The organism is Acinetobacter shaoyimingii (assembly GCF_011578045.1).
GTDB classification, from domain to species: domain Bacteria; phylum Pseudomonadota; class Gammaproteobacteria; order Pseudomonadales; family Moraxellaceae; genus Acinetobacter; species Acinetobacter shaoyimingii.
Window position 1 is genome coordinate 2,033,104 of sequence record NZ_CP049801.1, and the last position, 14,712, is coordinate 2,047,815.

The 14,712-nt window shown below is 36.8% G+C and carries 13 protein-coding genes; 5 read left to right on the top strand and 8 right to left on the bottom strand.

The window, feature by feature from the left end; genetic code table 11:
• Window positions 1-18 precede the first annotated feature (18 nt).
• Window positions 19-747 (bottom strand): SDR family oxidoreductase, encoded by a 729-nt coding sequence (locus tag G8E00_RS09145; RefSeq protein WP_166223908.1) that lies wholly within the window; start codon window positions 745-747, stop codon window positions 19-21.
• A gap of 575 nt (window positions 748-1,322) precedes the next feature.
• Window positions 1,323-3,242: a gamma-glutamyltransferase gene (gene ggt / locus G8E00_RS09150; protein WP_227591415.1), complete on the bottom strand. Its 1,920-nt coding sequence runs from the start codon at window positions 3,240-3,242 to the stop codon at window positions 1,323-1,325.
• Between the two features lie 277 nt (window positions 3,243-3,519).
• Between ggt and G8E00_RS09155 the strand changes: the two genes are divergently transcribed.
• Together G8E00_RS09155 and G8E00_RS09160 are read left to right on the top strand one after the other, a co-directional pair.
• Window positions 3,520-4,224, top strand: coding sequence for a glutamine amidotransferase (locus G8E00_RS09155; protein WP_166223914.1), 705 nt, complete (start codon window positions 3,520-3,522; stop codon window positions 4,222-4,224).
• Window positions 4,225-4,293: 69 nt separating this feature from the next.
• Window positions 4,294-4,923 (top strand): LysE family transporter, encoded by a 630-nt coding sequence (locus G8E00_RS09160; RefSeq protein WP_166009616.1) that lies wholly within the window; start codon window positions 4,294-4,296, stop codon window positions 4,921-4,923.
• Between the two features lie 65 nt (window positions 4,924-4,988).
• Here G8E00_RS09160 and G8E00_RS09165 read toward each other — a convergent pair whose 3' ends face one another.
• Window positions 4,989-5,573, bottom strand: coding sequence for a YceI family protein (locus G8E00_RS09165; protein ID WP_166009615.1), 585 nt, complete (start codon window positions 5,571-5,573; stop codon window positions 4,989-4,991).
• A 559-nt stretch (window positions 5,574-6,132) separates the two neighbouring features.
• Between G8E00_RS09165 and G8E00_RS09170 the strand changes: the two genes are divergently transcribed.
• Window positions 6,133-7,221, top strand: a complete 1,089-nt coding sequence (locus G8E00_RS09170; RefSeq protein ID WP_166223917.1) for an AOC03_06830 family ribosome hibernation factor — start codon at window positions 6,133-6,135, stop codon at window positions 7,219-7,221.
• Window positions 7,222-7,287: 66 nt separating this feature from the next.
• Here G8E00_RS09170 and G8E00_RS09175 read toward each other — a convergent pair whose 3' ends face one another.
• From G8E00_RS09175 to G8E00_RS09185, 3 genes are all read right to left on the bottom strand, one after another.
• Entirely contained in the window at window positions 7,288-7,503 is a 216-nt protein-coding gene (locus G8E00_RS09175) for a hypothetical protein (RefSeq protein ID WP_166009613.1), read from the bottom strand.
• A gap of 338 nt (window positions 7,504-7,841) precedes the next feature.
• Entirely contained in the window at window positions 7,842-9,830 is a 1,989-nt protein-coding gene (gene tkt / locus G8E00_RS09180) for a transketolase (RefSeq protein ID WP_166223920.1), read from the bottom strand.
• Window positions 9,831-10,167: 337 nt separating this feature from the next.
• Window positions 10,168-11,337 carry a GGDEF domain-containing protein gene (locus tag G8E00_RS09185; protein WP_166223923.1) on the bottom strand — a complete coding sequence of 390 codons (1,170 nt, stop codon included), beginning with the start codon at window positions 11,335-11,337 and terminating at the stop codon, window positions 10,168-10,170.
• 546 nt (window positions 11,338-11,883) lie between these two features.
• Here G8E00_RS09185 and metK point away from each other — a divergent pair.
• On the top strand, window positions 11,884-13,050 hold the full coding sequence (gene metK / locus G8E00_RS09190) for a methionine adenosyltransferase (protein ID WP_166009610.1): 1,167 nt from the start codon (window positions 11,884-11,886) through the stop codon (window positions 13,048-13,050).
• Window positions 13,051-13,140: 90 nt separating this feature from the next.
• On the opposite strand, the gene G8E00_RS09195 is transcribed toward metK, so the two are convergent.
• The gene (locus tag G8E00_RS09195; RefSeq protein WP_166009609.1) at window positions 13,141-13,389 is read right to left on the bottom strand and encodes a hypothetical protein; all 249 of its coding nucleotides are present in this window, start codon (window positions 13,387-13,389) and stop codon (window positions 13,141-13,143) included.
• A 344-nt stretch (window positions 13,390-13,733) separates the two neighbouring features.
• Here G8E00_RS09195 and G8E00_RS09200 point away from each other — a divergent pair, with 344 nt between their 5' ends.
• Window positions 13,734-13,940, top strand: a complete 207-nt coding sequence (locus G8E00_RS09200; protein ID WP_166009031.1) for a hypothetical protein — start codon at window positions 13,734-13,736, stop codon at window positions 13,938-13,940.
• 74 nt (window positions 13,941-14,014) lie between these two features.
• Here the strand turns inward: G8E00_RS09200 and G8E00_RS09205 are convergent, their stop codons facing one another.
• Complete coding sequence (locus G8E00_RS09205) at window positions 14,015-14,650, bottom strand: LysE family transporter (RefSeq protein WP_166009608.1); 636 nt, start codon at window positions 14,648-14,650, stop codon at window positions 14,015-14,017.
• Window positions 14,651-14,712: the final 62 nt, after the last annotated feature.

The window sequence follows — 14,712 nt, forward strand, 5'->3', positions numbered from 1 at the left end:
CCTTTACTCCTTTTTAGATCACCATTGTTCCATCCAAGGTCTTAAATCCATTTCATGCGTCCAAGCATCTCGCGGTTGATGTGCAATATGCCAATAATTTTCCGCAATATGCACGGGATTTAAAATACCATCCTGATCTTTCTTTTCATACATCGCAGGAAATGAGCTTCGAATAAATTCTGTATCAATTGCACCATCGACCACCACATGCGCTACATGAATATTCCGAGGACCAAGCTCTCGTGCCATACTTTGGGCCAAAGCACGCAGTGCATGTTTCGCACCTGCAAATGCTGCAAAATATGCAGAGCCTCTTAAACCTGCGGTAGCACCTGTGAAAATAATCGTGCCTCGCTCTCGTTGCACCATTCGTTTTGCCACTTCACGGCCATTCAGAAATGCAGAAAAAGTGGCCATTTCCCAAATTTTGAAATATTTACGAGCAGTTTCTTCCAAAATACTGCAAGGCACATTGGCACCAATATTAAAGATCATGACTTCAATAGGACCGATGGTGGATTCAATCTGCTCGATCAATTCGATCACTTGTTCTTCTTTACGAGCATCGGAAGAAAAGCCAAATGCACGGCCACCATCAGCTTCAATTTCAGCAATTAATGGTGCTAATTTTCCGGCGTTACGACGCGTCATACAGCTAATATAACCACCTTGTGCAAAGCGTTTGGCAATTGCACCACCTGTGGCATCACCAGCACCAATGACCAAAGCAACACGATTTTCCTTCATACGTTGTGCTTCCTTTTTCTTTTGATTTTTAACTTAACATCTCAAATATGCAAAGAACAACATGTCATCAGTTTCATCAGCAGTTTTTTATTATCTGTATCGATTGATGATCAATGCGTTCTATAGCGCAAAATTAAAACGCGCTTTCCAGTCAAGGACAGATAGAGTCATCAACCTGATGATTAAAGTATCCTCAACCTGATGATAAAAGTATCATCGATCCGATGAAAAAAGTATCATCAACCCAGTGATAAAAGCGTCATCAAACTGATAATAAAAATTGATAGAGCGAGTCATCAACCTGATAAATAATAAAAAGCATCAAGTTAATAAGTTAATAAGTTAATAAGTTAATAAATCATCAAACCAATCATATAAATAGAAATGATCAAATCAATGATAAGTATCAATCTTCAACAATAACCAGTGGATGCAGCTATTATGATCATAACTGAAGTTCATATGCCTACGATGATTAATTTTTACTTTAACATCATGACAAAAATATGAGATACACGCTAAAAAGCCAATCCGTGGACTGGCTTCTGCATTTTATCATTTACATTCACATGCACTTATAAAGCACCATGACCCAAAACTAAACCTTCACGTCGTGGATCAACTCCGCCTATATATTTGACCTGATTATTGATTGCTTTACGCATGATCGTTGAGACACCACTGGTTTGTGCAGCTTGATTCACTTTATGATCTTTTGCTTGTAACTCAGTGACCAGATCGCCTAGATTAAGCTGTGGGTTGGAGCTGTCGACATTGGTATTTTCGGTATTTGTTGCACCAAAATTCACTAAAGATGTTGCCTGTTGAGCATCCATATTCCAATCTAAAATACCCACCAAGGTTTTCACTACAAATTGAATAATCGTACCACCACCGGGTGAACCTGTTGCTACGTAGACATCACCCAGATCTGTACCTTTAAAGACAATCGTTGGTGCCATGGTACTTCTTGGACGCTTATTCGCTTCTACACGATTGGCAACCCATTGCCCCTGTTCATTTTGAGGATTTGCTGAAAAGTCAGTGAGTTGATTGGAAAGTAAGAAACCATCAACCATATGGAAAGATCCCATGCTCGATTCTACCGTTGAGGTGACGGATGCTACATTGCCATAAGCATCTACAATGGTGAACTGAGTTGTGCCATGTTCAACGGTTTTATCTTTGGCTGTATTTAGATTGAAATCACCAGCGGGGGCAACACCCATCGATTTGTTCAGATTGATCAGTGCTGCACGTTGTTTTAAATAATTTTTATCAATTAAGCTTGGAATTCCTTGTGCGGGTAAAGACACAAAGTCAGTATCTGCGACATATTGATCACGGTCAGCATAGGCTAAGCGTTCAGCTTCTGAGACTAAATGCACCGCCATGGCATGTGGAATGCCACCTTCATTTTCAATATTGGTGGGCGGATATTGGCTTAAATCAAAATTTTCTAAAATACCCAAGGTTTGAGCCACAGCAATCCCACCTGAAGATGGTGGTGGCATGGTACATACATAGTATTGGCTCCGATAAGTGGTACAAATGGCTTGTCTCTTCACCGCCTTATAATTTTTTAAATCATTTAAAGTCATTAAGCTTGGCGTGATGGGTGTTTTTGCTTCATCATCACCAATGCTTTGTGCTGCTTTAGCAACAATATTTTTTGCCATTTGTCCTGAATACATCGCTTCTGCACCATAATTTGCAATGCTTTTTAAGGTTTCAGCATAGGCAGGATTTTTCAAAGTCTCACCTACAGTATAAGGTGTGCCATCGGCTTTAAAGTAAGTCCGCACTGCATTTTGATCCAAGGCTAAATTTGCTTTATTGATTGCAATTGCATCGGCTAAACGCCCTGGTACAGCAAAACCATTGCTTGACCATTGAATCGCATGATCAAACAATTGATTCCATTTTAATTTTCCATATTCATCATGTGCCATTTCAAACATACGTAACACACCCGGCACACCAATTGAACGCCCACTGCGACGCGCTGTAGGTACAGGTACTGTAGAATTTTCATCTGCTTGATTCACACGGGTCAAATAATATGGTGTCGCGGCTGCGGGTGCAGTTTCACGTCCATCATAGGCTGTTATGGTTTTATTCTTCGCATCGTAATACAACATAAATGCACTGCCTGCAATGGTACTGGATTGAGGTTCAACCAAGCCTAAAACTGCTTGTACTGCAATTGCTGCATCTATCGCAGAACCACCAGATTTTAAGACATCACAGCCTGCTTTAGTGGCCAGTGGTGTATTGGCAACCACCATATATTGATCTGCAGTTTTGGCTTTTAAACCTAAACGGTATCCTGAAGCGGGTTCTGGAAAAGCTGGATCACCTGCTTGATTTGACCCAACGACAACGTTTGAACCATCTGCACTTAAAGATGTACAACTATTAGGGTTATTATCGATAATCAGTTGTTGATGCGCATTATGGTGATTATCCTGATCATCATGACAGCCATAAAGCATAAATACTGAAAATACGCATGTAGTAGTCAATATTATTTTTTTTTGCATAGATTGAGCTCCATTCAATATTTAGGCAAAATATCAATCCAACATAGCGCTAGATTTTTTATATTGTTTCGACTGTTAAATTATTTTAATCATTCAATGTTGTTTACATACTAGATCAGTTGCTTAGAGCACACCAATCAAGAATGGAAATATTAAATTAATTAAGATAATCTAAACTGTATGACTCACTTAACATCCTTAATATCCACTCAAATAATCAGACCCAACTATGCAAAGTTCCTTTCCAAAAACGATTTATGCAATCCAACATTTAGCATTTGAAGACTTAGGCTCACTTGAAGAAACCTTTTATCAACTTGGTTTTCGGGTTCGTTATTTTGAAGCTGGGGTCGAAGACTTAACTAAAGCGTTAGAATATGAAGGTTTGACCATTATTTTAGGGGGACCAATTGGCGTTTATGAGACAGATGATTATCCATATCTACAAAAAGAAATAGACTTACTAAAAGTTCGTTTAGAAAAAAACTTACCCACTGTTGGAATTTGTTTAGGTGCTCAACTCATTGCACATGCCTTAGGCGCACGTGTTTATGCAGGCCATCAGAAAGAGATTGGTTGGAGTCCACTCGAAATTCGCTATGCCACAGATAATCTCCTATTGCCATTGAAAGACACTCATGTACTGCATTGGCATGGAGACACCTTTGATTTACCAGAACAAGCCACTTTATTGGCGAGCTCAAGTGTATATAGCAATCAAGCCTTCCAAGTCGGTGAACATATTCTCGCATTACAGTTTCATATCGAAGTGGCTGAAGAAACCTTAGAGAAATGGTTGATTGGACATACATGTGAACTTCGTCATGCACAGATATCAATTCAACAATTACGTGAAGACAACCATCGGTATGCTCAAAACCTTGCTGAAACAACAGCACAGATTATGCAAACATTTATGAAAAAATTCATATAAAAGTATGATGTACATTGATGGTCGCAATACGATATAACTTAATCTACATTTATTAAGAATAATGAAGACATGACAGCATTATTGAGTATTGCGCTCATCCACTTTTTTGCGTTAATTAGCCCAGGTCCAGATTTTTTCTTTGTGACACAAAGTGCCATTCGTCAATCTAGAATGCATGCTTTATTTGCCGCATTAGGTATTTCACTCAGCATTTTAGTCTGGGCAATTTGTGCAATCAGCGGTCTGCATTATCTTTTTCAAAAAATAGCATGGTTACAACAGGTATTGATGATTTTAGGTGGCATTTATCTGATTTATCTTGGATATCTGATGTTGAAATCTGCTTTAAATAGAAATAAATCCAATACTCTCGAAAAAGATGAAGTGAGTTATCAATCAAAATCTCATATCAAATTACTTTTACAAGGCTTTTTCACAAATATGGCAAATCCTAAAGCATTGGTTTACTTTAGTAGTGTATTTGCTTTAGCCATCAATACCGATACACCTTTAAGTGCACAAAGTTCATTGCTACTTTTGGTATGGCTTGAAAGCTTGATTTGGTTCTCGATCGTAGCTTACATCTTTTCATGGGATAAAATAACCAATTACTATCAACGCTTTACAAAATGGATAGATGGTATAACTGGTGGCATATTTATCAGTTTTGGTTGTTTTTTAATTTTCAACAAGGATTAATTTTATAATAAACAAAAGCACCCAAAAGGGTGCTTTTTTTACTTAACAATGATCTGTAGATCAAATTATTTCGCAGCTGGAACAGATGCTTCAGTGGTAATATTTACTGTGATTTTATCACCCACGTTAGGTACATAAGCCCCTACTCCAAATGCTGAACGATCAAATGAAGTCGTCGCATTAAAACCAATCGATTGCGCTTTGGTCATTGGATGCTCACCTTGTTTGTTTAACACAGCATCTAATACCACAGGTTTAGTCACATTTTTAATCGTTAAATTACCTGTGATTTTGTACTTCGAGTTAGTCAATTTTTGAACTTTAGTACTTTTAAAAGTAATGTTTGGGTATTTTTCAGCATCAAAGAAATCAGCTTTTAATAAATGCTCATCTAATGCTTTTACATTGGTATTTAAGCTCGATAATGGAATCTTAACATCAACCGATGAATTAGCAGGTTTTGCATTATCTACGTTGATAGTTCCTTGAATATCACTAAAATTTGCTGAAGGTGTTGAGAAACCAAAGTGATTCCAGGTAAATACAGTTGCTGTATGTGTTGGATCAATGGTATATGCTACAGGTTTTGCAAATGATAATGTTGCAACTGAAGCAACTGCGAGTCCAATCGTTAATGTTTTTAAGTTCATCGTATTTTATCTCTAAATGATTTATGTATCGATTACTAACTAGTGTACCTTTTTTTTAATCTAATTCACTGCAATTGATAAGACGATATGTTTCAAAAATGCAACGTCGATCCATTCATTCTAAAAAACACGTCTAAACTATAGATCATCACTGCAATAGCATTGTTTATCATAGGCTTTAAAATTTTGTACTCTTTCTTTTTTTATTTCATGATTTTAATCATGGGAATGACATTTTTTTGATGTCTCGATTAAAAAAACAAGATATTTTCAATTAAATAATTAATTTAATGATTACTAGTTACTTGATCATTCATTGAAATATTTACATTTTTGTAAATTGATGTTGCCTTTTAAATATAAAAAATTAATTGATTTACCAAATTAAACTCTATTCCTCATATGTCCAACAAAATCAGACATGAATTCCTACACGGTTATTTTATCTATCATTTAAGCTAAATATTCATGATGTCCATGACGATTTAAAATGGATGAATACACTTTTATATTCAGTCAATTTTTATATCTTACTTCATTGCTTAGGAGCAACATCTGAATGAATCTTTCTAAAATTTATAATGCTTTGCAAAATGTTCATGCTCAACCAGCTGTAAGTATTTTCGTACCGAGTCATCGTACTTCCCCAGATAATCAACAAGATGGTATTGCACTAAAAAATGCGCTTTCAGAATTGGAGGATCGCTTAAATGAAAACTATGATAAACGTGAAGCACAAGCAATTTTAGATCAAATTGATCTGTCACTTAAATCTCATGATCATAACTATAATCTAGATACTATTGCGATTTTTGCTACCGCTGAAGAAGCACACGTATTTAGATTCCCGTTTCAAACCGTGGCTCGAATTGTTGTAAATGATCAGTTTGCACTGCGTGAAATACAACGTGAAATTAATAATGGTGTAGATTATTATGCATTGGTTATTTCACGAGATAATGCACGTTTAATAGAGGCTTATAATGATACAGCCGTACATGAATTTGATCATAATGATGAGATCCAAAATTTAGCCTTTCCTATTAAAAACGATGTCAGCGGGGCTGGTGATCGTAGTGATGATCGTGCCGAAGAGAATGCATTTAAAGAATTTTTGAATCGTGTCGATAAAAGTGTTCAGGAAATTTATCATCAATCCCCACTGCCAGTGTTTATTGTCGGGGATACGCGTACTGTTTCCATCTATGAACAAGTCTGTGACAACACTCAAATTATTGCTGGAAAAGTAACAAACAGCAGTGATTTAGATGCTGAAGCACGTATTCTGATTGAAGAAATTCAACAAGATGTCCATGATTATCGCAATGAACAGCAAAAAATTGCACTGGAAAAAGTAGGTCAAGCCAAAGGCCAAGACTTATTACTCAATGACATTCAAACGATCTACGCAGGTGCAGTTGAAGGTCGTATTAGTGATTTATTTATTCGTAAAGGTTATGTTCAACCCGCTCAAGTCAATACTGAAACTTTAAATGTGCTCATCACTGATGACGAAGCAAAAATGACGACAGATGATATAGTTGCGGATATTATTGATCTGACGATTCAAAATGGTGGTCAAACACATTTTATTTCTCCAGAACTTTTTCCAGAAGAGGAAAATCTACTGGCGGTCGCACGTTACTGATTAAGTAAATTTCAGCTCATCATGAAAAAAGCCCCGATCATGGGGCTTTTTTTCATTTTTTAAAACTTAAAGTTTTTCAACCAACACACGATCAACCAATTTCTCACCCGTATGCTTTTCATGGTTTTGGCGACGAATCTTAATGATTTTATCTTCTGCCATATCTTTAAGCAGTAAAACCACAGCCATCATCGATTCCAAAGGTAGATCTTGCCCGATCCACTTTTGCTCACCAGAATCCATTAATGTGATTTCATCACTGATTTGGTTATATAGGCTCATATTTTCCTCACTTATGCTGAAATGCAGTTCATTTCAAATGAATACTCAATGAATGGCGACACTATATACCTATTTTTAGAAAGTTCAATTATTATACGTAGAAATTATTATAAATTTTTATTAATTTTATGTTTTTGAAATATATTTAGATTAAATTAATCGTTTATTCATCTCAATTTGAATAAATTTATGCTGTAGATGCTTTTCAATATGCCTTTTCAATATGACGATTCTATTCAAATAAATTAAAAAGCGATGTAGATACAACATAAGTATTACGATTCTCATAAAAAAACGCCCCAAATGGAGCGTTTTTTATCACAATTTAATTTTAAAAATTAAGCTGTAATTTCTTTCACTGCTGCAACAACCGCATCAGTGGTAATACCGAAGAATTGGAACAAGTCTTTTGCAGGTGCAGATTCACCATAAGTCGTCATGCCAATCACACGACCGTCAAGACCCACAAACTTCCACCAGTAATCGACATGTGCAGCTTCAACAGCAACACGAGCACGAATGTGTGAAGGAAGAACTGCTTCACGATATGCCGCATCTTGTTTCATGAATTCTTCAGCACATGGCATTGACACTACACGCACACCTTCAAGTTGTGCATATGCTTCCATTGCCAAAGATACTTCTGAACCTGTTGCAATGATGATTGCTTTCAATTCACCTTTTTCTTCAGCCAATACATAACCACCTTTTGCAACATCAGCAATTTGAGCTGCTGTACGTGTTTGGAATGGTAAGTTTTGACGAGAGAAGATCAACGCAGATGGACCTTCTGAACGTAAAAGTGCAGATTTCCAAGACACCGCTGCTTCAACCGTGTCACATGGACGCCATGTATTTAAGTTTGGTGTACCACGTAGTGAGGCAATTTGCTCGATCGGTTGATGCGTAGGACCATCTTCACCCAAACCGATTGAATCATGGGTATACACATGAATCACACGTTGTTTCATGAGTGCAGACATACGTACTGCATTACGTGCATATTCCATGAACATTAAGAATGTTGCAACGTAAGGAATGAAACCACCGTGAAGCGCCACACCGTTGGCAATGGCAGTCATACCAAACTCACGTACGCCATAGTGTACGTAGTTACCCGCAGGATTGTCTTGAACGCCTTGCGCACCTTTCCAAAGGGTAAGGTTTGAACCTGCCAAGTCAGCAGAGCCACCTAAAATTTCTGGAAGTTGTGGCGCAAATGCTTGAATTGTATTTTGGCTGGCTTTACGTGTCGCAATGGTTTCAGCTTTTGCATTGACTTCTGCAATGTAAGCATCTGCATTTGCAACGAATTCTGCTGGTAAATCGCCAGATAAACGACGTTTAAGTTCAGCTGCTTCAGTTGGATATTTTGCAGCATATGCAGCAAATGTTTCATTCCAAGCTGCTTCAGATGCAGAACCTTTTGCTTTTGCGTCCCAAGCTGCATAAACATCAGCAGGAATTTCAAATGCACCTTCAGTCCAGCCCAAAGCTTCACGAGTCAATGTAATTTCATCATTACCTAAAGGTGCACCATGGCAATCTTCTTTACCTTGTTTGTTTGGTGAACCTAAACCAATAATCGTTTTACAGATAATAAGGGTCGGTTTATTGGTTTCAGCTTTTGCTTGCAAGGTTGCTGCACGTAATGCATCGCTGTCATGACCATCAACTTTAAGTACTTGCCAGCCATAAGCTTGGAAACGTTGTTCTGTATCGTCAGAGAACCAACCTTCTACTTCACCATCAATAGAAATGCCATTGTCATCGTAGTAAGCAACTAACTTACCAAGACCCAAAGTACCTGCCAATGAACATGCTTCGTGTGAAACACCTTCCATTAAGCAGCCATCACCCAAGAAACAGTAAGTGAAATGATCTACAACTTTGATGTCGTCTTTGTTGAACTGCGCCGCTAACGTTTTTTCTGCCAAAGCAAAACCAACTGCATTGGCAATACCCTGACCTAATGGACCTGTAGTTGTTTCAATACCTGGTGCATATCCTAATTCAGGATGACCAGGCGTTTTAGAATGTAATTGACGGAATGACTTCAAATCTTCAATAGAAAGATCATAACCAGTCAAATGCAACAATGCGTATTGAAGCATAGAGCCATGACCATTAGATAAAACAAAACGGTCACGGTTCGCCCATTGTGGGTTTGCCGGATTGTGATTTAGGAATTCACGCCAAACAACATCAGCGATATCAGCCATCCCCATAGGCGCACCTGGATGTCCAGAGTTTGCTTTTTGTACAGCATCCATTGCCAATACACGAATTGCGTTTGCAACACGACGTTCATTTAGCGGGGTTGTCATAGATCAGAGTCCGATAGATAAAAGATAAGAAGATGAATTAAATTCAAAACTAAGGCGTATTGTCTTAAAAAAACATTACAGCGTAAAGTCCACAATGACATATTTAGCTTTTCAGTATTTAACTGCATAAAAAAACAGCAATATTCAAGCATAATAAATCATAACAGGGAGATACAAGAATGAATCAAACAACAATAGCAACAGATTTCAACATACTCAGCGCCGAATAATTATACTACAACTCTAAGATGTTTTTTAGTTTGAGACACCTTGTTTTTATGGTGTTGAATGAATCAAAAACAAGGACTTCATCTAAGCTTGAAACGTTAATATAGCCCTAGCCAAAGCAAATTTGATTACGACCGTTGGCTTTTGCCTTATACAGCGCAAGATCGGCAGCATGCACCGCTTGCATCGCACTCATATTTTGTTCTACATAAGCAATCCCGATACTACTGGTAACACTTATTTTTTGATCTTTATTTTGCCCTTGATAAACCACATGTTCGTAGTTTTCTAAAGCTTGACGACACCGCTCAGCCAATCGCAATATTTCTTCTTTTTTGGTATTGGTAATGATGATTAGAAATTCCTCTCCCCCATAACGACCAAGAAAGTCTGTTGCACGTAATGACGATCTTAAAATTTCGGCAGTTTTAACCAGCACCCGATCACCCATAAGATGGCCATAAGTGTCATTCACCTTTTTAAAATAATCCAGATCCATCAAAATAATCGCAAATGATTGAATATCATTTGAGTTTCTATCTAAAGCCAGTAAGTGTTTGGTCAGAACTCTGCGATTATAAATACCAGTAAGTGAATCCATTTCACTGAGTTCAGTGATATAGGTTTCTCGTTGATGCCACTGTTTTAAAATCGTTGCGAAAATAAATAACCCTATTGCTAAAGGTGGAACACTAAAAAAAATGGTACTGCTGAGCCAAAAATGATTTAAAAAGTTTGGATAACCAATGTTGGCTAAGTTGAAAATAGGTGCATATTGAAATTCACCTGTGACCATGCCACTACGGATGAAAAAAAAGAAAATGCAGAATGAATAACAGAAAGCAAAAAACAATACTCTCTTCTCGAACAGCACCACAATCAAATAGATAAAGCTCATGGCATTGACAATCGTACCTGTTGCCAAAAGTCCCGAGGAATAACTATCAAAAACCAAACTTGTCGTTGAAAAAATCATACACACATAGGGTAAAAACTGTTGCGCATGTTGATCGTTTCGTGAAGAATTAAAGTATTGAATGAGAAATACAAAAACGAAAAGTTCAATAATTTCAAGTTTCAAATGAAAACGTAAAGCTTCAAGATTTACAAAGGGATAAAATTCAGGCGTGCTTAATGTATAGATGTGCCAAGAGACCCACAGAACTTTAATAAATAGAAAAAAAACAAAAATGAGAATACATTTTTGAATTTCACTCCAATTCAATATCACAGGATCACCAATCGCTTTAATCACCCAGCGTCGGGATCTTGATTTCATTGAATTTATGAGAGCTATCATGCTGTTAGCATCAATACATTAGAATAATTAAAATATATCTTAATTTTTTGTAATAAATATATAACTTTTAAAACGGAGAAACAAAAACATATTTAACATTTATAATCCAGTATAAAAAAATAACAAATATACACATAGAAAAGATATGGATATTTACAAAAAAAGATGGCTGTACACTTTACAATATAAAAGGCTTATTGGAATGATAAAAATTCTAATTTATATCCAATAAAATTGATTAATCATCAAGCGCTTTGCATGAAATTCAATCCATTTTCATCCAGTATATTTCAGTTATATTATATGATGAGTTTAGAATATTTTACAGTGGGATTACACGTTCATCCGATTATTAATCAAAATAACCCCACTTAAACAGCTTACTTATCAATTTTTCAGATGTGCTTATCAAATAAAAACGCATTAATTTGAAATATTTTCATGCTTTTTGTGTGTGTTAAGCTAGTCCTAAAGTCTAAGTCGATGTACCATATTGCGTCTTTTGAAATAACTGTGATAGGTCTTATGCGCGAGTACGCTGTATTTACTTCAGAATCTGTAAGCGAAGGCCATCCGGATAAAATGGCTGATCAAATCAGTGATGCTATCTTGGATGCGATCTTAAAAGAAGACCCATATGCTCGGGTTGCTTGTGAAACGCTTGTAAAAACAGGTGCTGTAGTTCTTGCAGGTGAAATTACTACAACTGCAAATGTCGATTTTGAAGCAATTGTTCGTCAAACCGTGAATGGTATTGGCTATCACCATTCTGATTTAGGCTTCGATGGTTCAACCTGTGCAATCATTAACATGATTGGTAAACAATCACCTGAAATTGCTCAAGGTGTTGATCGTCAAAAACCTGAAGATCAAGGTGCAGGCGACCAAGGTTTGATGTTTGGCTATGCAAGTCGTGAAACTGACGTTCTCATGCCTGCTCCAATTTCATATGCACATCGTTTAATGGAAAAACAAGCTGAGCTTCGTCGTAGTGGTGCTCTACCTTGGTTACGTCCAGATGCAAAAAGTCAGGTGACTTTTGCTTATGAAAATGGCATGCCTGTACGCTTAGATGCAGTTGTACTCTCAACTCAACATGATCCAGAAATCACGCAAGCTGCATTAAAAGAAGCGGTGATTGAAGAAATTGTTAAAAAAGTAATTCCTGCTGAAATGTTCCATGCAGACACCAAGTTCCACATTAACCCTACAGGCATGTTTGTAATTGGTGGACCTGTAGGTGACTGTGGTTTAACAGGTCGTAAAATCATTGTGGATACATACGGTGGTATGGCACGTCACGGCGGTGGTGCATTCTCTGGTAAAGATCCATCTAAAGTTGACCGTTCTGCTGCATATGCGGGTCGTTATGTTGCGAAAAACATCGTAGCTGCTGGTCTTGCAGACAAATGTGAAATTCAGGTGTCTTATGCAATTGGGGTAGCTGAGCCGACTTCGATTTCAATCAATACGTTCAATACAGCTAAAGTAGCTGATGAACTTATTGTTCAATTGGTTCGAGAGCATTTTGACCTACGCCCTTATGGTATTACGCGTATGCTAGACCTTATTCAACCTATGTATAAGCAAACTGCTGCTTATGGTCATTTTGGTCGTGAAGGTTCTGATACTGCATTCACTTGGGAAAAAACAGACAAAGTTGAAGCATTGAAAGCCTCTGCTGGTCTATAAACTCAAAACGATCTGCTGTTTCATAAAAAAAAGCTCACTTTATGTGAGCTTTTTTTATGTATTTGATATTACTTAAAAGATTCAACATGCTTAAGAACCATTCATAGACTTATCATTTTTGTGTAAAACATCTAATAAGGTCTGTTGCACCGGATCTGTTTGATGTGTATTCACCAAATGCGCCATTTGGAAAATAATCGCAACCGCTAAACACGCAAATACACAGAATAACCACAAGCTATAAGGAGATTTAATATTTTGTGATCCGCATTCCGAGCAGACTTTGTCCGTAGACATAACAACCTTGTTACAACATCCACAATGATATTGATACATCATAATACCACCCTCCATTTTTACTATTGCCACGTTTTTATTATCAGTTAATATTGTTATGCGTTTTAACCTACAACATGTAAATAATACGTGATGCAGTTAACACTTTCAAGCGCATAAAATAAACTTTATTTAAAATATCTTCACTGATAATTAAATTTATTTAAATTTAATAGCAACTTACTTATTATTATAAGTCTATTACATTCTGATACCGTGTAATAATATGTAACATATGGATTATTCATTGTAATTCCTCATTCAATTGATGATTGTAGTACAAACCAATGAATCGTTTCATTGCTCGTTTTTTTAGTTAAAATGCTTCATGTTATTTGGAGAGCAAGATGGTTCAGTTAATTAAAAAAGGTGGTTTACGTGAACGTGCTAATCGGAGTCGTGCCTATCAGGGCTCTGAAAATACTGAAACGACGTTGGCTCCGCATGGTTATCAACATCCTCATCTGGTTAATCGCCCCTGCTCGACACAACATGGCGAACAGGAAACAACAATCGACACAAATACTAAAGATTTAGATACACACAAAAAATGAGGGGACATACCCTCATTTTTGGTTTACTTGCATCGATAATGTCGAAGACGATGAAAATATTTTAAAGGATAAATTTAAAGTAAAAAGAGAGCATCAAACCAGAGCCAAATCGCAAACAATAAAAATAAAGCTCCAGAGAAAATATCAATATAACTTCCAGCACGTTGATACAAAGTTTTGACTTTTGGTAGCGATAAAATCAGCATCAACAATGCAAACACTAGAAATGTTTGAATAGGGATAATAAATGCCAATTGGGTTTTTAAATGTGTAGACGCTGAAGTACTGAGCGCTAAAGAAAACACACTACTAAAATAGATGAGTGTCTTTGGATTGGATAAATTGGTAAACAATCCCAATAAGAAATAGTTTTGAGATTTCTCTGATTTGTTTTGTTGATCCTCCAAATCAAATGTCTGATTTAAAGAATGAATGCCACCTTTGAGCATTGCCCATCCCATTCGAGCAAGAAAAAAACCACCAAGTAGCATTAATCCTTGTTGAATCCAAGGAAATTGTTGAACAAGAACTGTAAATCCCAATAATGTGAGCACAACCCAAACCACAATGCCCACTGAAATCCCTGAAATGATTTTTAATGTGTTAGAACGTGTGGTTGATGCAGCACTTTTAGCAATGAGGAGTACGTCGGGACCAGGACTGAGTTGAGCGACAAAATGCAGAAGACAAATCGTAAAAAGCAAAGACATAAAATCAAAAATTAGAAAAACCAGTATGAAATTATATCGTGTATAGCATGAAAAATACTGCT